The sequence below is a fragment of the Streptomyces sp. ISL-100 genome (assembly GCF_018614615.1).
In the GTDB taxonomy this organism is placed as follows: Bacteria; Actinomycetota; Actinomycetes; order Streptomycetales; family Streptomycetaceae; genus Streptomyces.
The window spans coordinates 195,416-218,783 of sequence record NZ_JAGGOK010000002.1 but is presented as its reverse complement, the minus strand read 5'-3'; the positions used below and the strand labels follow the sequence as shown (position 1 = coordinate 218,783).

Below are 23,368 nucleotides of genomic sequence, written 5' to 3'. Positions count from 1 at the left end.
AGGGGTGGGTGGCCGATCATGGGACGACTGGTCCCGGCGGTGACGAGGTCGCTGGACATACTCGAGCTGTTCCTGGAGGGGGACGGCACGCTGTCCGCGCCCGATGTCACGCGCAAGCTCCAGCTGCCGCGCACCACGGTGCACGAGCTGCTCACCACGCTCGCCGCGCGCTCCTATGTGGTGCCCGTTCCCGAACAGCCCGGCCGCTACCGGCTCGGTGTGCGCACATACCAGCTCGGCAGCCGGTACGCGGAACAGCTCGATCTCGCGGCGGAGGGGCAGCAGGTGGCCCGTGAGGTGGCCGAGACCTGCGACGAGACGGTCCATGTCGCCATCCTTGAGGACACCGACGTCATTTACATTGCCAAGGTGGACTCGACGCACGCGGTCCGGATGGTCTCCGCCGCCGGTCGCAGGCTGCCCGCGCACTGCACCTCCGTCGGCAAGATGCTGCTCGCCTCGTTGTCGGAGGCGGAGCTCGACGCGCGGGTCGAAGGGCGGGATTTCGCTGCCATGACGCCCAACAGCATCACTGATCCGGGCGATTTGCGCACCGCCCTCGCCGAGATCCGGGAGCGCGGCCTCGCTTTCGAGCACCGGGAGTCGAACCCGGACGTGAGCTGCGTGGCCGCGCCGGTGCGCGACAGTGCGGGGCGGGTGGTCGCCGCGCTCTCCATCTCCGTACCCATGATCCGGTGGAGCGAGGAGCGGGAGGCGGAACTGGCGGAGCTGGCGGCGAAGGGTGCGGGCGACCTGTCGGTACGCCTCGGCCACCGGGTCCGCTCGTGAAGCCGCACGTCGTACAGGTCGCGGTGCGGGAGCGGGCGTCGCTCGGCGAGGGGCCGACCTGGGACGCGGCGACGGGCCGGCTGATCTGGGTGGACATCCTGTCCGCGCGTATCCACACGTACGACCCGGTGAGTGGCCGCCGTACGGTCATGGTCACCGAACAGCATGTCGGCGCGGCCAAGCCGCGGGCCGGCGGCGGCCTGGTCGTCAACCTCCGCGACGGAATCGGCCTGTACGGGCCCGACCTCGCCTTCTCCTGGCTGGTGCGCGACCCGGTGCCCGGCCGCCGCGGCAATGACGCAGCCGTCGCCCCCGACGGGGCCCTGTGGGCGGGCACCATGCGGTACGACGAGGAGCCGGGCGGCGGAAGTCTCACCCGGATCGCGCCGGACGGCACGGCCACGCGGGCAGTGACCGCCGCCGTCAGCAACGGCACGGGCTGGAGCCCGGACGGGCGCCTCATGTATTACGCCGATTCGCCCACCCGTCGCATCGATGTCTTCGACGTGGCCGGTGAAGGCGTCATGAACCGGCGGCCGTGGGTGCGGATCAAGGAGGGCGCTGGTTATCCGGACGGGCTCACCGTCGACGCCGACGGCTGCGTCTGGGTGGCCCTCTGGGACGGCGGGGCGATCCGCCGGTACACGCCGGGCGGGCGGCTCGACCGGGTCGTCGAACTGCCCGTAAGCCGGCCGACGGCCTGTGCTTTCGGCGGCGCCGGTCTGCGTGATCTGTACGTCACCACGGCCCGGACCGGGCTCACTCGCCCGCACCCGCTCTCCGGCTCCCTGCTGGTCTTCCCGGCCGCGGGCCTGGGGCTGCCCTTGACACCCTTCGCGGGGTGACCCGGCTCGTTGTACGAAAGGCTTCGTAATTTGACGGTCGTCGTAGTACGGTGTGTATCGTACTAAGCGCAGTCGATCGATCCAGCTGCACCAGCTGAAACGGAGTCCTTCTCGTGAGTGCCCTCTTCGAGCCCTACACCCTGCGATCGCTGACCATCCCCAACCGCGTCTGGATGGCGCCCATGTGCCAGTACAGCGCGGAGGTGTTCGGACCGAACGCCGGAGTCGCGCACGACTGGCACTTCGCCCACTACGCCGCCCGCGCCGTCGGCGGTACCGGCCTGATCCTGGTGGAGGCCACGGCGGTCAGTCCCGAGGGACGGATCAGCCCCGCCGACCTCGGCATCTGGAACGACCGGCAGGTCGAGGCGTTCCGCCGCATCACCACGTTCCTGGAGGGCCAGGGCACCGTCCCGGGCATTCAGCTGGCCCACGCCGGACGCAAGGGATCCACCGACCGCCCCTGGCGCGGCGGCGCGCCCCTCGTCGCGGACCCCGAGGCCTGGCAGCCCCTGGCTCCCAGCCCGCTGGTGTACGACGAGGGCCATCCCGTGCCCACCGAGCTGACCACCGTGCAGATCGCGGAGATCGTCGGGCAGTTCGCGGACGCCGCACGGCGGGCCCTCGCGGCCGGCTTCAAGGTCGCCGAGATACATGGCGCGCACGGCTATCTGATCGGCGAGTTCCTCTCCCCGCAGAGCAACCGCCGCACCGACGAGTACGGCGGGTCCTTCGAGAACCGCTCGCGCTTCGCTCTGGAGGTGGTGGACGCGGTGCGCGCGGTGTGGCCCGAGGAGCTGCCGCTGTTCTTCCGGATCTCGGCGACCGACTGGCTGACCGAGAACAGCGAGGACGAACGGGACGGCTGGACGGCCGACGACACCGTCCGCTTCGCCCGTGAGCTCAAGGCACACGGGGTGGACCTGCTCGACGTCTCGACGGGCGGGCTCGCGCCGCGCGCGCGGATCCCCGTCGGCCCCGGCTACCAGGTGCCGTTCGCCGAGCGGGTCCGTACCGAGACGGGTCTGCCTGTCGCCGCGGTCGGCCTGATCACCGACCCGGTGCAGGCCGAGAAGATCCTCGCCGACGGCCAGGCGGACGCCGTACTGCTCGGCCGGGAGCTCCTGCGCAACCCTTCGTTCGCCCGGCACGCCGCACGCGAACTGGGCGGCGAGGTGCACAGCCCGGAGCAGTACCACCGCGCGGTCTGAGCAACCCCGTGTGCACGGGAACGGCGGCCGGCCGTTCCCGTGCACACGCGCGATACCGTGAGCGCGTACGCGTCATTGATTCGCCGCGTGGGACAAGGAGTTGGCGTGCTGCGTCTCGAATCGGTGAGCAAGCGCTACGGCCGGGGAAGGTGGATCCTCAAGGACGTCCACGCCGAAATTTCCCCCGGCGAGGTCGTCGCGTTCGCCGGCGGCAACGGTTCGGGGAAGTCGACTCTCTTGAGGATGCTGGTCGGAATCACCGGACCGACCGGCGGCCGGATCACCGGAAGGCCGCGGGAAGTCGGTTATGTGCCGGACCGGTTCTCGCCGAACGGACGCCTGTCGGCCGTCGCGTATCTGACGCACATGGGGCGGATCCGGGGAATGCCGACGCGCACCGCATCGGCCAGGGCGCACCAACTGCTGGACCGGCTCTCGCTGGCCGGCGGCAAGGAAGCCCGGCTGCACACCCTTTCCAAGGGCAATGCCCAGAAAGTGGAGCTCGCCCAGGCGCTGCTGGTGGAACCACGACTGCTGGTACTCGACGAACCGTGGTCGGGACTGGACGCCTCGGCGCACGGCGTACTGGCCGAGATCATCGCGGAGGTGGCGCGGAGCGGCGGCTCGGTGGTGTTCACCGACCACCGGGAGTCGGTCACCACTGCCCACGCCGCGCGCACGTACGCCGTACGGACCGGCCGGGTCGCGCTCGCCACCGCCGACACGGTGGTCGCACATCGCGACGAGACCGAAATCGTCCTGGTACGCCCGGACGGCGGCCAAGTGCCCCACGAGCCGGACTGGGGCGCGCTGGGCGCCCTGCCGGTCACCCGCCGCGGCGCGGAGATCGTCGTCCGGGTGAGCCGGGAGCGCGGCGATGCTTTGTTGCTGAGCGTTCTGCGCAGCGGTTGGTCGGTCGCGGGGGTGACGCGCGGCGTGCGGGACCGTCGCGCCGGGGAGGCCGTCCAGGAAAGGGGCACCCGGTGATCGCGCTGATCCGCTATTCGTTCGCCATCGTCCTGCACACTCAGCGATACCTTGCCCCACTGCTGCTCTTCACGGGCCTCATGGGCGTCCTGACCGTCAACGGCAGCGGGCCGCTTCCGCCGGCCTACGCGTCCAGCGCCGGCGCGCTGTTCCTCTGCTCGACGTGGCTGACGATGGCGCTCCTCAGCCTCGACACCGCGCCGCAGCGGGCGATCGTCCTCGTCAGCGCCGGCCGGTCCTTCAAGGTGCTGCTCGGATCGGTCTCCACAGTGCTGATCAGCTGCCTGATTCTGACGGTCCTCGGGCTCCTCTTCCCGCTGTGGGTCGGGTCGTACGACGTCCGGGCGGCCGATCTGCTGCTCGGTGTGGTGGCCCAGCTCGCCTGCGCCTGCGCGGGGACCGCGATCGGTGTGTTCTGCTCGCGGCTGGTCTTCGCGCGCCAGGGCTACGCGCTCGTCGCCGCGCTCGCGCTGGTGACGGTCGGGCTGTTCGTCCAGGGAATGCCACCCGTCAACAGGCTCCTCCAATTGATGGCCACCTCCTCCGACTCCGTGAAACTGCTGGTTCCCGCAGGCGGCATGCTCGCCGTGTCCGCCGCGGTCCTGCTGATCTCCGCGTGCGCCACGCAATACCTCGCGACGCGCAAAGACTGACCCACGTGAACCGCTCGTACGAAGAACGCCGAACTACGAAGGGCGTCGTACAATTGATACTCCCGGACGAACTGGAGACACCGTGAACACCGCAACGAGTACGCGTGAACTCGCGCACCCCACGCGCGACGAGATCCGCCTCGAAGGGGTGCTCCACGCCCTGTCCGACCCGATGCGCCTGCTCATCGTCCGCGAAATGGCGGTGGCCGAGTCCGAGCTGTCCTGCTCGTACTTCACGCTCCCCGTCACCAAGTCCACGACCACCCACCACTTCCGCGTACTGCGGGAGAGCGGGGTCATCCGGCAGGCCTACCGGGGTACGGCCAAACTCAACGGGCTGCGCCGCGAGGACCTGGAAGCGCTCTTCCCCGGCCTCATCGACCGCGTCCTGGAGGCAGCGGCCCTCGAGGCGGACCGGCTCGGCACCGACGGCTGACGAGCCGGGGGAGGGAGACCGGCCGGAGCAGGCACACTCCGGCCCGCCGGAGTGTGCGGTTTCCCGCTTCGTTCTGGCCGTTCAGTTCTGGCCGTGCGCGGCGGCCAGCAGCCCCTCCCAGTCGTGGAGCTTCACCGACCGGCGGCCCAGCGAGACGCCCAGCGCCGCCTCCGCCGCCTCGATCGCCCGCCAGTCGTTCCACACGACCGGGCGGATCCCCGACTCCCGCAGCGCGTCGAGCGGGTCGTCCACGAGCTGGCGGCCGGCGAGCGCCGACGCGTCCGCGAGGAGGGAAGCCACCGTCTCCTTGGCGCACGGCCGGTTGGTGCCGATAACGCCGGTCGGACCCCGCTTGATCCAGCCTGCGACGTACTCGCCCGGCGACGGCACACCGTCCCGCAGAACGCGCCCCGCGGCGTGCGGCACCGTCCCGCTCCCCGGGTCGAACGGCAGCCCGGGGAGCGGCGCACCCCGGTAACCGACCGACCGCAGCACCAGCTGTGCCTCGATGTCCTCGTACGTCCCCGTGCCGCGTACGCCGCCGCTCCCGTCGGGCACCGTGCGCTCGAAGCGCACCCCCGCTGCCCGCCCGTTCTCCTCCAGCACCTCCACCGGCCGCAGGAAGAACCGCAGATGGATGCGGCGGGCCCGCTGCCCGTCGCCGCCCGCGGCCCAGCCCCGCAGTACCTCGACATTGCGCCGGTTCACGGCGGGCAGGGCCACAGCGATGGCCGACTCGGGATCGGCGTACGCCGGATCCAGGGCGAGCTCCTCGGGCCGTACGACCACTCCCGCGTCCGGCAGGGTGCCGAGCTCCCGCAGTTCCTTGGTGGTGAACTTCGCTTGCGAAGGACCGCGCCTGCCCACCATGTGCACATCGCGCACCTGGCTGCGCGCCAGCACGTCGAGCGCCGGCTGCGGCACATCCGTGGGCCGCAGCTCGTGCGCGCCGCGCGCCAGGATGCGGGCGACGTCCACCGCCACATTGCCCACGCCAATGACGACGGCCGAACGCGCGGCCAGCGCGAACCCGTTTGCGGACGCGTCCGGATGCGCGCTGTACCAGGAGACGAAATCGGTGGCCGAATAGCTCCCCGGCAGATCCTCGCCGGGAATGCCGAGCCTGCGGTCCGTCGCGGCCCCGACGCAGTACACCACCGCGTGGTAGAGCTCCAGCAGCCGCGCACAGGTGAGTCCCGCCGTTCCCACCTCGGCATGGCCGACGAACGTGATCCGCTCGTGTTCGAGCACGGTGCGCAGGCTGCCCTGGAGGGACTTGATCTTCTCGTGGTCCGGTGCGACGCCGTAGCGCACCAGTCCGTACGGACAGGGCAGCCGGTCCAGTACGTGTACGTGTACGTCGGGCACCGCGTCCTGCTGCACCAAAGCCTGCGCGGCGTAGACCCCGCTGGGACCTGAACCGATCACTGCGACTCGAAGCACGGCAGGGCTCCTTCCCGCGAAGGTCTCCAGCATGGCATCGATCGGCGGGCCGGGGGAGATGCTCTGGGGGGTGCCTTGCGGCGTACCAGCGGGCGCGCCGTGGCGGACCCCGCGCGGGGTGGGGTTACGTTTTCACCGTGCTGGAAGTACCTTTTTTGACGTTAACAACCATTATGAACCGAATAGGGCGGAGTCGGTACGGCCCTCCTGGTCCAACGTCCGGCTCACCGTCGCCGACGGCGCCAGGATCGACGTACTGGCCGCGATGTCGGCGGAGAGAATCACCGTCGAGCAGGTACGCGCCGATCTGCCGCTGGGCGGTTTCACGGCGGCCGCGGAGTGGGTCGAAGGGCCGCTCGGCGGCGCCTGCCGGGTGGTCGCCGAGACGCCCCGTACGCCCGCCGAAGAGGCGTCCGAGCCGAAGCCGTCGCCCGTGAAGCCGCCGCCGGTCAGACGCGCCCGCCCGTCCTGGCCCGGCGGCAAGGCGGGACGGCGGATCGCGGCTCAGGCGTACCGGGCGGCCCAGCAGGCGGGGCAGGACCCGGTACTCGCGGTGATGTGCGCGACGGGGCGCAGCCGCCGCAAATCGCTCAGGCTGATCGCGAGCGCGCGCGACGAGGGCCATCTGCCGCCCCGCCGCAACCGCCGCTAGGCGTGCCCCGGCATCAATCGCGGCCGCTCCCGCAGGCACAGCCCCCGCATCGGACTACATGTCGCGCATCCTGCCGATCTCGGCGGTCTGCTGCGCGAGCACGTCGGTCGCCATCTCCTCGACCTGGACGTTGTTCCCCTGCGCCAGGACCTCGGTCGCCATGTCGATCGCGCCCTGGTGATGAGTGATCATCAGCTTCAGGAAGAGCCGGTCGAAGTCCGTGCCCTCGGCCTCGCGCAACTGCGCGAGCTGCTTGTCCGTGGCCATCCCCGGCATCGCGCCGTGGTCGTGGCCGCCCTTGTGCTTCTTGCCGCCGTTGTTGTCGAGCCACCCCTGCATGGCGGCGATCTCCGGCCCCTGGGCCCCCGCGATCCGCTCGGCGAGCCCCTTGACCTTCGCCGACTCGGCCCGCTTCGGCGCGAGTTCGGTCATCACCAGCGCCTGGCCGTGATGCTCGATCATCATCCGCGCGTACGTGAAGTCCGCGCCGTTGGGCGAGCCGTCGGGCAGCGCTTTCGCCGCCTCCTGGGCCGACATGGTCTTCGCGGGCTCACCCGGCTTGCCCGGTGCGACCACCGAAGGCCCGGCGGCCGCCTTGCCCTTCGGCGCGGCCTCCCCGCCCGCGTCGCAGGCGCCGAGGCCCAGTACGGCAGCCGCGGCCACCGCGACCGCCGCTGTCGCGTGTGCGGGTCTGTGCGTTCGCGGTCTCCGGGCGCGCGTGGACTGGCGGCGGATCAACACGGCGACCTCCTGTGGGACATTACGTCTTCGTTGCCATCTGTTGAGATGTGCATGCAAACGACGATACTGCCGGGGTGTATTAACCGTTCAACTACGAACGGATACAAGGGAGGACGCAGTGACCTCGTTGCACATCACCCGCGTGCGGCGCAGACGCCTGGGCGTGGCTACAGCCGCGGCAGGGCTCATCGCCACGCTGCTGACGGCCGGTCCCGCGGCCGCGACCCCCGACCCCGGGGACGCGCCCGCGAAGAAGAAGAGCCTGACCACCTCGCAGCAGGCCGAAGCCAGGGCCGCCATCGAGAGTGGCGAGATACCCGGTGTGGACGAGATCGTCCACAGCGAGAACATCGAGCACCTCGTGAACGTCCCCAAGGACGCCATCAAGGGCACCAACTCGGACCTGGCGTTCCAGGGCAAGTACGCCTTCTCCGGAAACTACGACGGCTTCCGGATCCTCGACATCAGCGACCCGAAGGCCCCGAAGACGGTCTCCCAGGTGCTGTGTCCCGGTTCGCAGAACGACATTTCCGTCTCCGGGGACCTGCTCTTCCTCTCCACGGACTCCTCGCGCAACGACAACTCGTGCGCGAGCACGTCGCAGCCGGCGACGGAGAAGTCCTCCTGGGAGGGCATGAAGATCTTCGACATCAGCGACAAGAGCAACCCGCAGTACGTCGCCGCTGTCGAGACCGCGTGCGGCTCGCACACGCACACCCTGGTTCCCGACGGGCGCAACGTCTACGTCTACGTCTCCTCCTACTCGCCGAGCGACACTTTCCCGGACTGCAAGCCGCCGCACGACGGTATATCCATCATCAAGGTGCCGCGCGGCGCCCCCGAGAAGTCCGCGATCGTGAACTTCCCGGTGCTCTTCCCGGACGGCGGAAACCCGGGCGCGCCCACCAACCCGGGCGTCTCCAAGACCACCGGCTGCCACGACATCACTGTGCTGTCCTCGAAGGACCTGGCCGCCGGTGCCTGCATGGGTGACGGCATCATCTTCGACATCGAGGACCCGGAGAAGCCCAGGGTCATCGACCGCGTCCAGGACAACGTCAACTTCGCGTTCTGGCACTCCGCGACCTTCAACCAGAAGGCCAACAAGGTCGTCTTCACCGACGAGCTCGGTGGCGGCAACGCCGCCACCTGCAACGAGGCCACCGGCCCCAAGCGCGGCGCCGACGGCATCTACGACATCACCGGCAAGGGCGACGAGCGCAAGCTGGTCTTCCGGAGCTACTTCAAGATCGACCGCCACCAGGCCGCCAACGAGAACTGTGTCGCCCACAACGGCTCGCTGATCCCGGTCAAGGGCAAGGACATCATGGTCCAGGCCTGGTACCAGGGCGGCCTCTCCGTCTGGGACTTCACCGACTCGTCCAAGCCCGAAGAGATCGCCTTCTTCGAGCGCGGCCCCGTCAGCGCGACCGCCACGGTCACCGCCGGTTCCTGGTCGGCGTACTACTACAACGGCTACATCTACTCGAACGACATGGCGAAGGGCTTCGACGTCCTGAAGCTCAACGACAAGCGCACCGACGGCGCCAAGAGGGTCCGGCTGCACGAGCTCAATGTGCAGACCCAGCCCGACTACCGCCGCTGATCCACGGTCCGCACGCGTGTGCCGCCGGGCGGTTCTCCGCCCGGCGGTACGCCGAGTTCCCAGTCCAGCCCGTACCGCTGGAACAACTCCGCTCGCAGGCTGGGAAGCGGCATCGGCGCCCCCGGCAGCAGCACGGCGAACACCGCGCCCATCAGCAGTGCGCGCAGCAGTGGATAGTCGGCGTCCACATCCGTTGATCCGTAGCGCACGACAGCGCCCCGCAGCAGCTCCGCCAGCCGCCGCTGTTCAGGACACTGCACAAAGCCTTCGGCCTGGAGAATGCCCGCCATGTGGGTGCGCATGAGCACCGGGTGGTCACAGGCGAGACCCAGTACGGCGTCGATCGCGCGGGCCAGCAGTTCGCAGCCGTCGTCGGTGCGCGGCTCGCGCTCCAGAGCCGATTCGAGCGTCCGGTGCATCAACCGGTGAACGGCCGACTGCAGCAACTGCCGTTTGCCGGGGAAGTAGTACGAGACCAGTCCGCGTGCCGATCCGGCCCGGTCCGCGATGTCGCCGAGCGTCGTCGCCTCGTAGCCGCGCTCCCCGACGAGCTCCACGGTGGCCTGCAACAGCCGTTCCCGGGAACGGCGACGCAATTCTTCATTGACCGATGCGCTGCGCGGGGACATTCTGTAACTCCTGCGTTGACTGGCCCGTAGCCAATATACTCAGGGTCTCACATCAGGCGCCTTGCCGGGCCTGCTCTGTGGGCTTGTTGTCTGTGTCCGGCGGCGCGGGGGACCGCCGGATACAGACGCTCGCCATGCCCGGTTCCTCGTCACCCCACCAGTTTCAGCACCGGGCGCAGCCCGGCGGGCCGCTCGTCGGCCGGCCGATGGTCCACGAAGTGCACGGCGCACCCCAGTTCCGCCGCGCCGCCGTCGGCCCGCCGGTCGTCACCGACCATCAGGACATCGCGCGGATTGTGGCCGAGCGCCTCGCAGGCGGTCCTGAAGAGCCTCGGATCCGGCTTCTGGATGCCGTGCTCGTACGACAGGACGTACGCGTCCACCCACACGTCGAGCCCGTGCGCACGGAAGACCGGCCTGAGATCCCATCCGATGTTGCTGACGACAGCAATGCCGATGCCCCGCTGCCGCAGTTCACCGAGCACCTCGGCGGCGTCGGGGTAGGGACGCCAGGCGGCCGGCGTCATGTGGCGGTCGTACAGGGCGTCGTACAGGCGTGCGTCGGGGAGGGCGACCTGGCGGGCCAGACCCGTGTACGCGGCGCGGTGCCGCTCCGCGCTCTCGTCGCGAGTGGCCCACAGCTCGCCCAGATGCGGCGGCACCCGCTGCGGAGCGGCGCCGCCGGGCAGCGCCCCTGCCGCCTCCAATTGCCGTACGTACCGTGCGAAGTCGTCCGGCGGTACGGACAGTCCCTCGTCGTCGAGAACGGCGCGAAGCCACACCTCGGTCGGTTCGATCCTGAACAGCGTGCCGGAGAAGTCGAAGAGCGCACCCTTGAACGTCATACGGAGGGTCCTTCCCGGGAAGCGACCAAGCGACCGTACGCCACCACCGAAAGGGCGACGACGGCCCCTCCGAGCAACCAGCCGCCCAGCACGTCGGACACCCAGTGCACGCCCAGATACAGCCGGGTGACACCGACACCGACCCAGGAGACCGTCCCCACCACGAGCACGGCGGTGCGCAGCCGGGGATCCGCGCCGCGCAGCACGAGCAGCCACACCAGCAGCCCGCAGGTGACCGCCGCCGTCATCGCATGGCCCGACGGCCAGGCCGAGAAGTGCGCGGAGTCGACCGGATCCGGCCATTCGGGCCGCTCACGGCCGACCGCTCCCTTGAGGCCCTGCTGTACGAGAGCGCCGAGCGCACTGGTGGCGGCGATCCAGAGGGCCAGAAGCCGTTCCCGCTGCCGCAGCAGCCAAAGGAAGACAACGGCCACCAGTGCACGCATCGTCCACGGGTCCCACACCCAGTCGGACAGGATCCGGTTGGTCTGTGTGACAGCGGGGTGGCCGACCGCCGAGTCGTGCAGCGCGTCCGCGACTGAGCGGTCGAACGAGACCAGGGGGCGCCACTCGAACGCGACCAGCAGCAGCAGCGCAACCGAGAGAGCGGAGAGGACAACGGCCGCGCGTACGGGGGCTGGAGGTTCCGGACGGGACGGCGGGGGCGACTGGGGCGGCTGAGTCGGCCTGGAGGAGCGCATGGAAAGATCCTCGCTCACCGCCGGCGCCCGGGGCCATCCCGGGGGCCGAGGCCATCCCGGACGCCGGGGTCATTCCGCGGCCGTCTTCGCGCACACCGCTATCCCAGCGCGCTGAGCCCCGGCACGAACGCCACCAGCAGCGGCACGGCGGGAACGAGCGAGGCCGCGGCCGTCAGCCGCAGCCGGCGCCCCGCGGTGAGCCGCGGGGCGGCTGCCAGCAACCGGTCGACCCGCTGCGGCAGTTGGGCGTGCGGTGTCGGGCACGGGCCGAACACTCCGCGGTCCTCATTGAGTTCGACCAGAGCGAGGGCGATCGTGAGCCGGCCGAAGCGCCGCGACGCCACATCGTCGGCGGCCAGCTCCACCAGCCGGTGCATCTCGTCGCGGAACGCCGCGAACACCGGAATCTGCGGGAACCCGATCGCGAGCGCGGACGCGCAGTGCAGCAGCCAGTCGTGCCTGGCCCGGACATGGCCTTGTTCATGGGCGAGTACGGCGTCGAGCTGGTGCCCCTTCAGGCGCCGCAACGCGGCCGTGGTGATGACCAGCTGCGGCGTGGCGCCCGGCAGCCACCACGCGTCGAGGCGCTCACCTTCGAGTACGACGAGCCGGTCACTGCCGGGCTCTTCGCCGGGCAGCAGCGGGGCGCGCACGAGCAGTTCCGCGCGCCGCTGCCCGCGCCGTACGTGCGCCCTGCGGATCTCCCGCGTCAGCATCGCCGCTGTCCAGGCGCCTCCGCACGCCAGCAGCACCGCGATGACCGCGGACCAAGGCCCGTACGCGACAAGGGCGTACGCCTCCATCACGCCGTGCGGAGCGGGCGCGAAGACCTGGCCCCGTACGGCCTGCCAGGCGGCGGCCGCGCTGAACGTCATCGACAGGCCGAAGCACAGCAGCACGGCAGCCACAACGCACTGCCACACCCACAGGGCCACCACGGGTTCGCGCTCCCGCCAGTCGGCGCGCGACATGAGCCGCGGGGCCGCGACGGCGGCGACGACACCGAGCAGCAGAAGCGCGAAGGAGACCGTCATGCGGACCAGCCTATGAGCGCGACCCTACTCGCGGGTATGACCGCGGCCCGCATGTGACGCAGGACACCGCTTCGAATCGTTTCCCCGGCGCGTCTCACAAAGTGAGCAGCATCGCGATCATGCCGATACCCATGGAAACCTGGCAGGCGAGCGCCAGCTCGGGCCGCGCACCCCAGGCCATCCGCCCCCCGGGCCCCGCCTCCACGGCCCCCGCGGCCACCGGCATCAGCCTCACCCCCGAGCGCAGCACGTACGCGGCGTAGTACAGCAGCAGCGCACCGGTCAGCAGAGGAACGCCGCCCGCCGCGTACCCGGCCGCGTGTCCCGCATGCGCGGAACTCGCGCCGCCCGGCGCCATCACCAGCGCCATGTAGACCATGGCCAGCGACCCCACCAGGTGATGTGCGTGGTGCCCGTGCACCGCGCCGCTCCCCCGGGCCTGCCACAGCGCCCGCAGCGCCGCCGCGCCGAATACGGCGGCGTACAGCATCCATCCCCACCCCGGCGGCGCGAGGACCGCGGCAGGCACCGCCATCGCCGCCATCCCGAACCCCATCAGAGCCTCGCCGGCCGCCCCCTCGCGGTGTTCCCCCCTGCCGCTGCGCAGACGCAGCAGGCAGTACGCGCCGGTCGCGGCGCACAGCGCCACGAGCAGCCAGCCGGACATCACCTGTCCGTGCACGGCATACCTCCCCGATCGACGATCGACGGTGTCCCTCCCGTCCCGTCGATGCCCGCCCGCGCCGCGTCGTACGCGAGCGCACGGGGGTGCACAGGGGGCACGCCGGGGTCAGGGGCGGTAGCGCAGCGGATGGTCCGCCGGAACCTCCACGACCGCGATGCGCACTCCGTCGGGATCGGCGATCCACATTTCGATCAGTCCCCACGGCTCCTTGACCGGCGGTCGCAGCACTTCCACGCCGTGCGCCGTCAGTTCGTCGTACGCCGCGGCCGCGTCCGCGACCTGGAGCCACAGCTGGAGGGCGGGGGAGGGAGGGGCGTCGGAGCGGCCGGAGACCTCCAGGAAGCCGCCGCCGAGGAAGTACACCGTTCCGCGCTCGGGGCCCGTGCCGAACTCGCGGTAGACGGCGAGCCCCAGGGCCTCGCCGTAGAACGCGCGGGAACGCTCCGGATCCGTGGGCCGCAGAAGCGTCCTGCTGCTCAGTACATGCACCATGCACCCGGACCTTAGCGCGCGTTACGCTCGGGGCGCCCGACCCGCCGCACAGATCTGGAGAGCGCCCCCATGGAGACCACCCCGCGCCCGGCCGCCGCCGAGCTCACCTTCCGTGACGCGACCGAGGCCGACGTGGCGGCGCTTGTCGCGCTCATCGAGTCGGCGTACCGGGGGGACTCCAGCCGGTCCGGCTGGACCACCGAGGCGGACATCCTCGAAGGGCAGCGGACCGATCCCGAGGGCGTCCTCGATGTGATCAAGTCGCCGGACAGCCGGCTGCTCGCGGTGGAGCGGGACGGTGTGCTGGTTGCCTGCTGCCAGCTCGAACACCGGGGGGAGGCCGCGTACTTCGGCATGTTCGCCGTACGTCCCGATGCACAGGGCGGGGGCCTCGGGAAGGTGATCATCGCTGAGGCGGAGCGGATGGTGCGGGAGGTCTGGGGGGTGGGGGAGATGCACATGACGGTGATCTCCGTGCGGGAGGATCTCATCGCGTGGTACGAGCGGCGTGGCTACCGGCGTACGGGGCGGATGACGCCTTTTCCGTACGGCGACGAGCGCTTCGGCGTTCCGCAGCGGGACGACTTGGAGTTCGAGCTGCTGGTGAAGGCGCTGGGCTAGGGCGCGATCGCCCGCGGCGGGCCATTTCCCGCCCCGCCTCTGCCAGGCCGTGACATTTGCGGCTCCGCCGCGCGGGGATCCATCCGGCCCGTCCGGCGTTTGAGGACACGCCCGTAGGGCGTCTGTGTGGTCTGGGGGCTGGGGCTTGCCCCAGTTCGGGAAGGGGCGGGGTTGGGAACAAGCCCGCCGCAGGCGCCCGCCCCGCGCCCCGCCGCGCCGCCTACGCCGTGAAGCGCCCCGTCCGGCGGATCTCCGGGTAGTCCGTAGTCGCACCGTCCAGCTCCAGCGCCCGCACCAGCCGCAGATGATCCTGCGTGTTCACCACCCACCCAATGACCCGCAGCCCCGCCGCGTGCGCCCGTTCCACCGTCTCCAGGGTCAGCCGGCGGATGTTCAGCGCCAGGGTCGGCGCGCCCACCGCCCTGGCGCGGTCCACCACGTCGTTGCCGTAACGGCTGGCGATCAGCACCGTCCGTACGCCGGGGACCAGCGACGAGATCTCGGCGACCGCCTCGTCGTGGAACGACGACACCTCCACGCGGCCCGTCAGATCACGCCGGTGCATCACCGCGGCCAGCGCCCGCGCCGCCGCCGCGTCCTTGATCTCCGCCTGGAGCGGCGACTTCACCGCGTCCAGGACCTCCTCGAAGAGCGGGACGCGCTCGCCCTGCCCCGCGTCGAGCCCCCGCAGTTCCGCGAGGGTCAGGTCGGCGATCGCGCCCCGGCCGTCGGTCGTACGGTCCACCTCGGCGTCGTGCATGACGACGAGCGCGCCGTCCTTGCTCAGATGCAGGTCGAGCTCGATGGCGTCCATGCCGGCCTGCTCGGCACGGACGAAGGAACGGAGGGTGCTCTCCGGCTCGACACCCATGACCCCGCGGTGACCAATGGTGAGGAAACTCAAGGCAATCTCGCTTCCGTCGACGGCGGCTCCCGGGCAGCCTAACGGCCCGCTTCGCTGAGGGAACCCGTCTCGCGCGGGGAAGCGGAGTGCTCCGCTCGGGCTCCGGCGATCCCGAGGATCAGACCCGTGATCAGGGCGGCGACAAGGACTGCACGGGTACTCACGCGGTATGGCTCCCGGCGGATCGCAGAGAAGGGGATCGAGGCGGCTCCCTTCCGTCCTACCGCCGCGGGGCGGCTGTCCGCGACCTGCGTCACTCGTGCGTGGGCGCGCCCCGTCAGTGTTGACGCGGCGCCGTGCTCAGCCCGTCCAGATCCGCCAGCATGGCCTCGGCAAGCTCCAGCTCCGCCAGATGCTGCCGCTCGCTCCAGCGCAGCGCCACGTGCGGGTGCGCCCACTGCGCGACTCCTTCGGTGCGGGCCAGGGCGTCCCGTACCTCCTTCAGCTCGCCGCTCGTACGGGCGATATGGTCCGCCACGCGCGCGCGGAGGCGATCCGGGTCCGCCAAGTGACCCAGCCAGACGCGGAGCACCAGAGGGTGCTTGAGAACGGGCGGGCCCGCGTCCCCGGAGCCGTCCGCCCACGCGGCGAGCGCCGCTCGGCCCGTTCCCGTGATCGCGTATCGGCGCTTCGCGCGCGGCTCCTCGGGACCCGAGCGCCGGGAGGCCGCGTAACCGAGGGCTTCGAGCCGGCGCAGCTCCGCGTAGATCTGGCTGATCGCGGGCGCCCAGTAGAAGAAGCGCAGTGAGGCGTCGGCCCATTTCTTCAGCTCGTAACCGGTTCGCTCGCCCGGGAAGGAGAGCAGGCCGAGCACCGCCCATGCGGTCGGCGGCAGTTCGGACTCTTGCTTCTTTTCAGTCTGACGACTAGTCATATGACTAATTGAAATAAGCGCAGCCCCAAGGACGCAACCCCCTGGAGGCACCGTGAAGTTCTCCGTGATCTTCGAGGCCCAGCTGGCCGACCCCACCGTCGAACGCGAGCATCAGGTCATCCGCGACAGCGTCGAACAGGCGGTACTCGCCGAGCAGATGGGCTTCGACCGGATCTGGGCCGTCGAGCACCATTCCCTGAAGTGGTACGCGCACATGTCCGCCCCGGAGATCTTCCTGACGTGGGTCGCCGCGAAGACCACGACCATCCGCATCGGTCACGGTGTCGTCTGCATGCCCTTCAACTTCAACCACCCGGTGCGCGTCGCCGAGCGCGCCGCGATGCTCGATCTGCTCTCCGGCGGGCGGCTCGACCTGGGGGCCGGGCGCGGCGGCACGGAGCAGGAGACGTCGCTGTGCGGCGTCGACAGGGACCGTACGACGCGGGAGGTGGAGGAAGCGCTGCGGATCATCGGAAAGGCGTGGCAGGAGGACGAGCTCGAATATCACGGTGAGCTGATCGACATCCCGCCGCACCCGATCCTCCCCCGGCCCCAGCAGACGCCGCACCCCCCGCTCTTCCTCGCGTGCAGCCGCACCGAGACCCTTACCCAGGCCGCTGAACTCGGCATCGGGGCGCTGGTGATGGGATTCGCCGGGCCGGAGTCGATCGCACAGATGCGCACGGCTTACGACGCCGCGCTCGCCGCCCGTACACCGGACCGCTTCGTCTCAACCGCCGTAAACGACCACTTCTCCGTGCTCTGCCCGACGATCGTGCTCGACGACCGCGAGCAGGCCCGGCGCATCGGGACCCGCGGCCAGCGCTTCTTCGCGCAGTCCATCGGCCACTGGTACGGCGGCGCCGGCATCCCCGACGAGGCGGTCGTCGAGGGCGCCGACGAGGCGGCCGAGATGCGCAGGGCGGCCGAGCAGGTCGTCGCGCGGCTCCACGAGCACAGCATCCCGGTACGCCCGGCCGCCACGGCCACCTTCAACGCCGACCACGCCTACGGCACGGCCGACGACGCCATCGCCTACGCCGAACGCCTCCGTGACGCCGGTGCCGACGAGATCATGTGCCTGATCCAGATGGGCACGGTGCCGCAGGAAGCGTGCCTGGAAACGATCCGGCAGTGGGGCGAGAAGGTCATTCCGCACTTCAATCCGTACGTGAACGAGAGGAAGAGGGAGAGCTTCCGATGACCGGTGAGCCCGACCGTCTCACCCCCGGGGCCCGCACCCTGGTCGACCTCATGGCGTCCGCCTTTCCGGATCTGGGCGGGGCCGTGACCGACGCCGTCGAGGCCCGGCGCATCATCGACGCGCTGCCGAGGCCCCCCGTGGAGCCGCCGGCGGTGGGCTCGGTGGAGGACCGTACTGTCCCCGGTCCCTCAGGCTCTCCGGGCATACCGGTGCGGGTCTACCGGCCGGACGCGGCGCCCGGCCCCCGCCCTACCGTCGTCTACTTCCACGGCGGCGGCTGGGTCATCGGCGGTCTGGACAGCCACGACGACTCTGTACGCGAGCTCTGCCGCACGTCGGGCGCCGTGCTGGTATCCGTCGACTACCGGCTCGCGCCGGAGGCCCCCTTCCCCGCCGCCGTCGAGGATGCGTACGCCGCCCTCCTGTGGGCCGCGGACCATGCCGGGGAGCTGGGCGGCGACCCGGATGCCCTGGTCGTGGCGGGCGACAGCGCGGGCGGCACCCTCTCGGCCGTCATCGCGATCGTCGCCAAGGAGCGGGGCGGCCCCGCCCTGGCCCTCCAGGCGCTCGTCTACCCGGCGACCGATTCCGCGCAGGACACCCGCTCCTACCGCGCCAACGCCACCGGCTACTTCATGGAGGCCGGCGCGCTGCGCTGGTTCTGGGAGCAGTATCTGGGCCCGGACGGCGACGGCGGCCACCGCCACGCCTCCCCGCTGCGGACCGGCGACGTGTCCGGGCTGCCGCCCGCGCACATCGTCACGGCGGGCTGCGACCCGCTGTGCGACGAGGGGCGGGCGTACGCGCAGCGGCTGCGCACCGCCGGAGTGCCGGTCACCGAAGCGCACTATCCCGGGATGTTCCATGGCTTCTTCGCCTTCCCGGGGCTCCTCGCCGACGCCCGGGACGCGCTCACTGGCGTGGCAGAAGCCATCGCCCGTACGGCAAAAGACAGGAAGAATGGCGGCGATCACGGGGGCTCGGCAGGATAATTTATTGAGGGTGAGCTTGAATGGGAGACCAGAACACCTATACGGTGCCTTGACGCGAGGTTCTCCCGTGGAGGAAGTGACATGACGGAAATTCTTGTGCAGGACACAGTCGCCGATGGCATACCTGGTGCCCGGCGCGTGGTCGAGCACCCGGCCTGGCCCGAGCTCAAGAATGCCGTGGAGGCGGTCCGGCCCTGGCAGTCGGCGGACGGATCCATTGCTTTCGACGCCGAGGGCGCCCCGACCCGCGCCACCGCGGAGGCGACTGTCGACCGAATGATCAACGCGGTCGAGGTGCTCGCACCCCTGCTGCCGCACGACGCGGCGTACTACCGTGCGCTCGTCGCCGACCTGCGCAAGTGGGTCGCCAGTGGCTTCGTCGTCCCGGACTTCCTGGACTCGCTGCTCGCCTTCCAGCCCGCTCAGCAGCGCGCCGACGGCCTCCAGCACCTGGTCGTCTTCCCGATGTACACCCAGAACGGCAACCCGGACCGCAATTTCGAAGCGGTCGTGCTGCGCATGGTGTGGCCCGAGTGGCTGTCGGAGCTGGAGCGCACCCGCTACGACAACCCGCTCTTCCTCGGCATCACCTTCGAGGACTTCACCGCCGGGTACGACACCCACTCCGCGGTGCTCTTCCCCGAGACGATCGCCGTACGGGAAGCCCCCGAGCGCTTCAGCTGGGGCGGCATCTTCTGTGACCGCGAGGCTGCCCGCTTCCGCCGCGTCACCGAGGCATCCGTCGACATCCTCGGTCTCGAGCTGCCGGACGACATCCGCGCGATGGTCTCCGACCAGAAGCGCTGCCAGGACGCGTTCGTCCTGTGGGACATGGTCCACGACCGCACCCACAGCCACGGCGACCTGCCGTTCGACCCCTTCATGATCAAGCAGCGCCAGCCGTTCTGGATGTACGGCCTGGAGGAGCTGCGCTGTGACCTCACTGCCTTCAAGGAGGCCGTGAAGCTGGAGTCCGAGGGCAACACGCACGGCCGTGACGTCCAGTACGCCGTGCTGTTCGACCGGATGTTCCGCTTCCCGGTCAGCGGTGACCGCAACCGCAACTACGACGGTCTCGGCGGCCAGCTGCTCTTCGCGTACCTGCACAAGCACGACGTGGTGCGCTGGACCGACAACACGCTGAAGATCGACTGGGAGCGGGCCCCGCAGGTCACCAACCAGCTCTGCGCCGAGATCGAGGACCTCTACCGGGCCGGCATCGACCGTCCCAAGCTGGTCCACTGGTTCGCCGCGTACGACCTGGTGTCGACGTATCTCGCTCCGCACCCCGGATCGCGCTGGGCCAAGGGCCCCGACGCCCTCGACCTGTCGCTGCCGCCGCGCAAGCTCGTGGACGATGTGCTTCCGGACGAGTTTCCGTTGAGCATGTTCTATGAGGCCCTTGCCAAGAAGCTGAAGAACGTGATCGCCTCCACCAAGGGGATCACCGCGGCGAGCGCCGAGCGGGTGTCCGCGTGAGCCCTCGCGCCCAGGAGGAGACGACCATGACAAGCAGCAACGGCAACGGCGGACCGCTGGAAGGCGCCGTGGTCGCGGTGGCCGGAGCGGGCGGACCCGCGGGTCGGGTTACTCTGCTCAGGCTGGCCGAGGCAGGCGCGATCGTGGTCGGCTCGGACGCGAACGCCGAGCGCCTCGCCGAGGCCGTCGACGCCGCCAGGTACGCCCATGGGGGCGCCACCGTCGTCGGCGACACCGTGGACCTCCTCGACCTCCGCGCGACCCGCGAGTGGGCCGACAAGACCGAGAAGGAATTCGGCCGGATCGACGGCATGGTTCACCTGGTCGGCGGCTGGCGCGGCAGTGCGACGTTCGCCGAGACGGACCTGGCGGACTGGGATCTGCTGGAGAAGCTGCTGATCCGAACGGTCCAGCACACCTCCCTCGCCTTCCAGGCCCCGCTCCTGCGCAGCGACCGCGGCCGCTACCTGCTGATCAGCGCGGCCGGTGCCTCTCAGCCCACCGCCGGCAACGCCGCGTACGCCGCCTCCAAGGCTGCCGCCGAGGCGTGGACCCTGGCTCTCGCGGACGCGTTCCGCAAGGCGGGGGGCGAGGAGGGCCCGCGTACGGCGGCTGCCATCCTGATCGTCAAGGCACTGGTGCACGACGCGATGCGCGCCGAGCGCCCGAACGCGAAGTTCGCGGGCTTCACGGACGTCAAGGAACTGGCCGAGGCCATCGCCGGAGTCTGGGACAAGCCCGCCAGGGAAGTGAATGGACAGCGTCTGTGGCTGACTCCCAAGCCGTGAATGCCGTGAACCCGGATCCGGCGAACGCGGCGAAGACCGACGCACGCCGGCACCACGACCCGCGGGTCCGCGGCTTCGCGAGCGACAACTACGCGGGCGCCCACCCCGAGGTGCTCGCCGCCCTCGCCCTCGCCAACGGCGGCCACCAGGTCGCCTACGGCGAGGACGACTACACCGACCACCTGCAGCGGATCATGCACAGCCACTTCGGCCCGTTCGCCGAGGCGTTCCCCGTCTTCAACGGGACGGGCGCCAACGTGGTCGCCCTGCAGGCGCTCACCGACCGCTGGGGCGCGGTCATCGCCGCCGAGTCCGCGCACATCAACGTCGACGAGTGCGGCGCCCCGGAGCGCGTCGGCGGCCTGAAGCTGCTGACCGTACCGACGCCGGACGGCAAGCTCACCCCCGAGCTCATCGACCGGCAGGCGTACGGCTGGGAAGACGAGCACCGCGCCATGCCGCAGGTCGTCTCGATCACCCAGAACACCGAGCTGGGCACGGTCTACACGCCGGACGAGGTCCGGGCGATCTGCGACCACGCGCACCAGCACGGGATGAAGGTGCACCTCGACGGGGCCCGGATATCCAACGCCGCGGCCTCGCTCGACGTACCGCTGCGGACCTTCACGAACACCGTGGGCGTCGACATCCTGACCTTCGGCGGGACGAAGAACGGCATGCTCTTCGGTGAGGCCGTGGTCGTACTCAACCCGGACGCCGTGCGCGCCATGAAGCATCTGCGCAAGATGTCGATGCAGCTCGCCTCGAAGATGCGTTTCGTCTCGGTGCAGCTGGAGGCGATGCTCGCGCGTGACCTGTGGCTGCGCAACGCCCGCCACGCCAACGCGATGGCCAAGCGGCTCGCCGACGGCGTCCGCCAGGTGGACGGCGTCGAGATCCTCTACGAGGTGCAGGCCAACGCCGTCTTCGCGCGCCTGCCGCACGACGTGAGCGAGCGTCTGCAGAAGCGCTATCGCTTCTACTTCTGGAACGAAGCGGTCGGTGACGTGCGCTGGATGTGCTCCTTCGACACCACCGAGGGCGACGTGGACGGCTTCGTGCAGGCACTCAAGGAAGAGATGGCCAGGTAGCTCGAAGAAGCCCCGCGCGGCGCATAAGTATGCGACTGACTGGAAAGCCATTGACTTCCGGTCGGTCGCATATTTACGCTCTGATGCCATGGAACTGATTCAGGAAAGCCCTGATCTGTCAGCCTATTTGGCTGCCGACGACGTCATCGACCATGAGCATCCGCTGGTCCGGGAGACGGCCGGTCAGCTGCGTGCCGAAGGGGCTGATGCATACACATACGCCAAAGCGGCCTACGAATTCGTACGCGACACCATCCCGCACTCCAGCGACGTGGACGACATACGCGTCACCTGGCGTGCCTCCGACGTGATCGCGCAACGCACCGGAATCTGCTACGCCAAGGCCCACGCCCTCGCCGCGCTGCTTCGGGCGGAGGGCATCCCGACGGCGCTGTGCTACCAGCGCCTCACGGACGACGACGGCTCGAACCCCGTGATCCACGGACTCGTCGCGGTCAAGCTGCCCGGGAGCGACGGCTGGGCGCGCCAGGATCCGCGCGGCAACAAGCCGGGCGTTGACGCGCGGTTCTCCCTGGAGCGGGAGCGGCTGGCCTTCGCCATACGCCCGGAGTCCGGTGAGGTGGACTATCCGGTGCTGTACGCCTCACCGCATCCGGCGGTCCTGCGCGTTCTGCGAGCCGCTCCGGACCGCCCGTACCTCTGGCGGACACTCCCGGCCGCACTCTGAAAGCGCTGCCCGGCGAACGGTCGGCCGACGGTCGGCGGACGCCTAGCTAGCCGGCCTCGCGCACCTGCGCCGCGGTCGGCGCCGTACCGCCGAGGTGCGCCGGGATCCACCAGGTGTCCTCGGCGTTCTTCGGGCGTACGGGATACGCACGCTGGGCGGCTTCGAGGAGCTCCTGTACGCGGCCGCGCACCCGGCGCGTGATCGCACCCGCGTACTCGTCCGTGGGCGCGTCCATGGGCTCGCCGACTCGTATCGTCACGGGGATGTGATTGCGGCCGAAGTTGCGTGGCCTGCCCTTGGTCCAGACGCGCTGGGTGCCCCACAGCGCCATCGGGATCAGCGGAACGCCGGCTTCCTGAGCCATCCGCGCCGCACCCGACTTGAAGCTCTTGAGCGTGAACGACTCGGAGATCGTCGCCTCGGGGAAGACCCCGATGATCTCTCCGGAGCGCAGCGAGTCGAGGGCGTGCGCGTACGCCGTCTCACCGCGCTCGCGGTCCACGGGGATGTGCTTCATGCCGCGCATCAGCGGTCCGGAGATCTTGTGTCGGAAGACCGAGTCCTTCGCCATGAAGCGCACGAGGCGCTTCTGCGGCAGTGCGCCGAGTCCGGAGAAGATGAAGTCCAGGTAGCTGATGTGGTTGCTCACCAGCACGGCGCCACCGGTGCGGGGGACGTTCTCAGAACCCTGCGTGTCGATCTTCAGGTCCAGCGCCTTGAACAGGGTGAGTGCGGCACCGATGACCGGTCGATAGACGAGTTCTGCCATGTCAGGGGGGACCCTTCTGTGCCCGGGGAGGGCTCTCCCGGCGGAGGTTACGCAGCCGTAGGTTTAGCGGCATTGGGCAGATCGTGCCCCATGAGCGGCCGAGTAGCCAGCCCTGAGGACCTTCATACGCGAGATTCTCGTCACGTACGGAAACATGAGGAATCGTCTCTCTGTGGTGAACGCTGAAACTGAAGCCGGGAAGAGGCAGG

General features: G+C 70.1%; 27 protein-coding genes. 15 read left to right on the top strand and 12 right to left on the bottom strand.

Translation table 11 applies throughout. The features are described 5' to 3' along the window. The first annotated feature begins 18 nt into the window (after positions 1-18). The 6 genes from J7E89_RS01115 (at position 19) to J7E89_RS01090 (ending at position 4,921) form a co-directional block, all read left to right on the top strand. Positions 19-789: an IclR family transcriptional regulator gene (locus J7E89_RS01115; RefSeq protein ID WP_214967079.1), complete on the top strand. Its 771-nt coding sequence runs from the start codon at positions 19-21 to the stop codon at positions 787-789. Then, on the top strand, positions 786-1,634 hold the full coding sequence (locus J7E89_RS01110; RefSeq protein WP_214967077.1) for an SMP-30/gluconolactonase/LRE family protein: 849 nt from the start codon (positions 786-788) through the stop codon (positions 1,632-1,634). The genes J7E89_RS01115 and J7E89_RS01110 overlap by 4 nt, the downstream gene beginning before the upstream one ends. Before the next feature lie 113 nt (positions 1,635-1,747). Then, positions 1,748-2,845, top strand: a complete 1,098-nt coding sequence (locus J7E89_RS01105) for an NADH:flavin oxidoreductase/NADH oxidase (RefSeq protein WP_214967075.1) — start codon at positions 1,748-1,750, stop codon at positions 2,843-2,845. A 108-nt stretch (positions 2,846-2,953) separates the two neighbouring features. Further along, positions 2,954-3,832 carry an ATP-binding cassette domain-containing protein gene (locus tag J7E89_RS01100; RefSeq protein WP_214967142.1) on the top strand — a complete coding sequence of 293 codons (879 nt, stop codon included), beginning with the start codon at positions 2,954-2,956 and terminating at the stop codon, positions 3,830-3,832. Then, complete coding sequence (locus tag J7E89_RS01095; protein ID WP_214967073.1) at positions 3,829-4,485, top strand: hypothetical protein; 657 nt, start codon at positions 3,829-3,831, stop codon at positions 4,483-4,485. Before J7E89_RS01100 ends, J7E89_RS01095 begins: the two co-directional genes overlap by 4 nt. Before the next feature lie 82 nt (positions 4,486-4,567). Continuing rightward, a complete protein-coding gene (locus J7E89_RS01090; RefSeq protein ID WP_214967071.1) occupies positions 4,568-4,921 on the top strand; it encodes a helix-turn-helix transcriptional regulator in 354 nt (117 codons plus the stop codon). 81 nt (positions 4,922-5,002) lie between these two features. Here J7E89_RS01090 and J7E89_RS01085 read toward each other — a convergent pair whose 3' ends face one another. Beyond that, positions 5,003-6,364 (bottom strand): FAD-dependent oxidoreductase, encoded by a 1,362-nt coding sequence (locus J7E89_RS01085; protein ID WP_214967069.1) that lies wholly within the window; start codon positions 6,362-6,364, stop codon positions 5,003-5,005. Between the two features lie 31 nt (positions 6,365-6,395). On the opposite strand from J7E89_RS01085, the gene J7E89_RS01080 reads away from it, so the two are divergent. Then, on the top strand, positions 6,396-7,016 hold the full coding sequence (locus J7E89_RS01080; protein WP_308315286.1) for a DUF6214 family protein: 621 nt from the start codon (positions 6,396-6,398) through the stop codon (positions 7,014-7,016). A 54-nt stretch (positions 7,017-7,070) separates the two neighbouring features. Here the strand turns inward: J7E89_RS01080 and J7E89_RS01075 are convergent, their stop codons facing one another. Further along, complete coding sequence (locus J7E89_RS01075) at positions 7,071-7,757, bottom strand: DUF305 domain-containing protein (RefSeq protein WP_308315285.1); 687 nt, start codon at positions 7,755-7,757, stop codon at positions 7,071-7,073. A 118-nt stretch (positions 7,758-7,875) separates the two neighbouring features. Here J7E89_RS01075 and J7E89_RS01070 point away from each other — a divergent pair, with 118 nt between their 5' ends. Next, the gene (locus tag J7E89_RS01070; RefSeq protein ID WP_214967067.1) at positions 7,876-9,363 is read left to right on the top strand and encodes an LVIVD repeat-containing protein; all 1,488 of its coding nucleotides are present in this window, start codon (positions 7,876-7,878) and stop codon (positions 9,361-9,363) included. On the opposite strand, the gene J7E89_RS01065 is transcribed toward J7E89_RS01070, so the two are convergent. The 6 genes from J7E89_RS01065 to J7E89_RS01040 all read right to left on the bottom strand — a co-directional run bounded on the left by J7E89_RS01065 (position 9,351) and on the right by J7E89_RS01040 (position 13,749). Further along, on the bottom strand, positions 9,351-9,992 hold the full coding sequence (locus J7E89_RS01065) for a TetR/AcrR family transcriptional regulator (RefSeq protein WP_214967065.1): 642 nt from the start codon (positions 9,990-9,992) through the stop codon (positions 9,351-9,353). The two genes, J7E89_RS01070 and J7E89_RS01065, sit on opposite strands and share 13 nt — an antisense overlap. A gap of 149 nt (positions 9,993-10,141) precedes the next feature. Beyond that, on the bottom strand, positions 10,142-10,837 hold the full coding sequence (locus tag J7E89_RS01060) for an HAD family hydrolase (RefSeq protein ID WP_214967063.1): 696 nt from the start codon (positions 10,835-10,837) through the stop codon (positions 10,142-10,144). Then, on the bottom strand, positions 10,834-11,538 hold the full coding sequence (locus J7E89_RS01055) for a phosphatase PAP2 family protein (RefSeq protein ID WP_214967061.1): 705 nt from the start codon (positions 11,536-11,538) through the stop codon (positions 10,834-10,836). Before J7E89_RS01055 ends, J7E89_RS01060 begins: the two co-directional genes overlap by 4 nt. A gap of 98 nt (positions 11,539-11,636) precedes the next feature. After that, the gene (locus J7E89_RS01050; protein WP_214967059.1) at positions 11,637-12,572 is read right to left on the bottom strand and encodes a M56 family metallopeptidase; all 936 of its coding nucleotides are present in this window, start codon (positions 12,570-12,572) and stop codon (positions 11,637-11,639) included. Positions 12,573-12,666: 94 nt separating this feature from the next. Then, positions 12,667-13,254, bottom strand: coding sequence for a DUF5134 domain-containing protein (locus J7E89_RS01045; protein ID WP_308315284.1), 588 nt, complete (start codon positions 13,252-13,254; stop codon positions 12,667-12,669). A 108-nt stretch (positions 13,255-13,362) separates the two neighbouring features. Further along, complete coding sequence (locus tag J7E89_RS01040; protein ID WP_214967057.1) at positions 13,363-13,749, bottom strand: VOC family protein; 387 nt, start codon at positions 13,747-13,749, stop codon at positions 13,363-13,365. 69 nt (positions 13,750-13,818) lie between these two features. Here J7E89_RS01040 and J7E89_RS01035 point away from each other — a divergent pair, with 69 nt between their 5' ends. Beyond that, entirely contained in the window at positions 13,819-14,370 is a 552-nt protein-coding gene (locus J7E89_RS01035; RefSeq protein ID WP_214967055.1) for a GNAT family N-acetyltransferase, read from the top strand. A 220-nt stretch (positions 14,371-14,590) separates the two neighbouring features. On the opposite strand, the gene J7E89_RS01030 is transcribed toward J7E89_RS01035, so the two are convergent. The 3 genes from J7E89_RS01030 to J7E89_RS01025 form a co-directional block, all read right to left on the bottom strand. Then, positions 14,591-15,274, bottom strand: a complete 684-nt coding sequence (locus J7E89_RS01030; protein ID WP_214967053.1) for a glycerophosphodiester phosphodiesterase family protein — start codon at positions 15,272-15,274, stop codon at positions 14,591-14,593. Between the two features lie 38 nt (positions 15,275-15,312). Next, on the bottom strand, positions 15,313-15,438 hold the full coding sequence (locus J7E89_RS41705) for a hypothetical protein (RefSeq protein ID WP_285439185.1): 126 nt from the start codon (positions 15,436-15,438) through the stop codon (positions 15,313-15,315). 113 nt (positions 15,439-15,551) lie between these two features. Continuing rightward, positions 15,552-16,148, bottom strand: coding sequence for a PadR family transcriptional regulator (locus tag J7E89_RS01025; protein ID WP_214967051.1), 597 nt, complete (start codon positions 16,146-16,148; stop codon positions 15,552-15,554). Positions 16,149-16,200: 52 nt separating this feature from the next. Here J7E89_RS01025 and J7E89_RS01020 point away from each other — a divergent pair, with 52 nt between their 5' ends. The 6 genes from J7E89_RS01020 (at position 16,201) to J7E89_RS00995 (ending at position 22,390) form a co-directional block, all read left to right on the top strand. Further along, the gene (locus J7E89_RS01020) at positions 16,201-17,352 is read left to right on the top strand and encodes an LLM class flavin-dependent oxidoreductase (RefSeq protein WP_214967049.1); all 1,152 of its coding nucleotides are present in this window, start codon (positions 16,201-16,203) and stop codon (positions 17,350-17,352) included. Beyond that, a complete protein-coding gene (locus J7E89_RS01015) occupies positions 17,349-18,344 on the top strand; it encodes an alpha/beta hydrolase (RefSeq protein ID WP_214967047.1) in 996 nt (331 codons plus the stop codon). The genes J7E89_RS01020 and J7E89_RS01015 overlap by 4 nt, the downstream gene beginning before the upstream one ends. A gap of 81 nt (positions 18,345-18,425) precedes the next feature. Next, positions 18,426-19,823 carry a DUF6421 family protein gene (locus J7E89_RS01010; protein WP_214967045.1) on the top strand — a complete coding sequence of 466 codons (1,398 nt, stop codon included), beginning with the start codon at positions 18,426-18,428 and terminating at the stop codon, positions 19,821-19,823. 26 nt (positions 19,824-19,849) lie between these two features. Next, positions 19,850-20,611 carry an SDR family NAD(P)-dependent oxidoreductase gene (locus tag J7E89_RS01005; RefSeq protein WP_214967043.1) on the top strand — a complete coding sequence of 254 codons (762 nt, stop codon included), beginning with the start codon at positions 19,850-19,852 and terminating at the stop codon, positions 20,609-20,611. Positions 20,612-20,616: 5 nt separating this feature from the next. Continuing rightward, the gene (locus J7E89_RS01000; RefSeq protein ID WP_214967134.1) at positions 20,617-21,702 is read left to right on the top strand and encodes a low specificity L-threonine aldolase; all 1,086 of its coding nucleotides are present in this window, start codon (positions 20,617-20,619) and stop codon (positions 21,700-21,702) included. A gap of 88 nt (positions 21,703-21,790) precedes the next feature. Further along, positions 21,791-22,390: a transglutaminase domain-containing protein gene (locus J7E89_RS00995; RefSeq protein WP_214967041.1), complete on the top strand. Its 600-nt coding sequence runs from the start codon at positions 21,791-21,793 to the stop codon at positions 22,388-22,390. Between the two features lie 46 nt (positions 22,391-22,436). Here the strand turns inward: J7E89_RS00995 and J7E89_RS00990 are convergent, their stop codons facing one another. After that, the gene (locus J7E89_RS00990; RefSeq protein WP_214967039.1) at positions 22,437-23,159 is read right to left on the bottom strand and encodes a 1-acyl-sn-glycerol-3-phosphate acyltransferase; all 723 of its coding nucleotides are present in this window, start codon (positions 23,157-23,159) and stop codon (positions 22,437-22,439) included. Between the last annotated feature and the right edge of the window lie 209 nt (positions 23,160-23,368).

Bases quoted from the DNA above. Each gene is read 5' to 3' on its own strand.
- J7E89_RS01115 (WP_214967079.1), top strand. From the start codon at position 19: ATGGGACGACTGGTCCCGGCGGTGACGAGGTCGCTGGACATACTCGAG.
- J7E89_RS01015 (WP_214967047.1), top strand. From the start codon at position 17,349: ATGACCGGTGAGCCCGACCGTCTCACCCCCGGGGCCCGCACCCTGGTC.
- J7E89_RS01060 (WP_214967063.1), bottom strand. From the start codon at position 10,837: ATGACGTTCAAGGGTGCGCTCTTCGACTTCTCCGGCACGCTGTTCAGG.
- J7E89_RS01080 (WP_308315286.1), top strand. From the start codon at position 6,396: ATGGCATCGATCGGCGGGCCGGGGGAGATGCTCTGGGGGGTGCCTTGC.
- J7E89_RS01010 (WP_214967045.1), top strand. From the start codon at position 18,426: ATGACGGAAATTCTTGTGCAGGACACAGTCGCCGATGGCATACCTGGT.
- J7E89_RS01035 (WP_214967055.1), top strand. From the start codon at position 13,819: ATGGAGACCACCCCGCGCCCGGCCGCCGCCGAGCTCACCTTCCGTGAC.
- J7E89_RS01040 (WP_214967057.1), bottom strand. From the start codon at position 13,749: ATGGTGCATGTACTGAGCAGCAGGACGCTTCTGCGGCCCACGGATCCG.
- J7E89_RS00990 (WP_214967039.1), bottom strand. From the start codon at position 23,159: ATGGCAGAACTCGTCTATCGACCGGTCATCGGTGCCGCACTCACCCTG.
- J7E89_RS01050 (WP_214967059.1), bottom strand. From the start codon at position 12,572: ATGACGGTCTCCTTCGCGCTTCTGCTGCTCGGTGTCGTCGCCGCCGTC.
- J7E89_RS01025 (WP_214967051.1), bottom strand. From the start codon at position 16,148: ATGACTAGTCGTCAGACTGAAAAGAAGCAAGAGTCCGAACTGCCGCCG.
- J7E89_RS01005 (WP_214967043.1), top strand. From the start codon at position 19,850: ATGACAAGCAGCAACGGCAACGGCGGACCGCTGGAAGGCGCCGTGGTC.
- J7E89_RS01055 (WP_214967061.1), bottom strand. From the start codon at position 11,538: ATGCGCTCCTCCAGGCCGACTCAGCCGCCCCAGTCGCCCCCGCCGTCC.
- J7E89_RS00995 (WP_214967041.1), top strand. From the start codon at position 21,791: ATGGAACTGATTCAGGAAAGCCCTGATCTGTCAGCCTATTTGGCTGCC.
- J7E89_RS01065 (WP_214967065.1), bottom strand. From the start codon at position 9,992: ATGTCCCCGCGCAGCGCATCGGTCAATGAAGAATTGCGTCGCCGTTCC.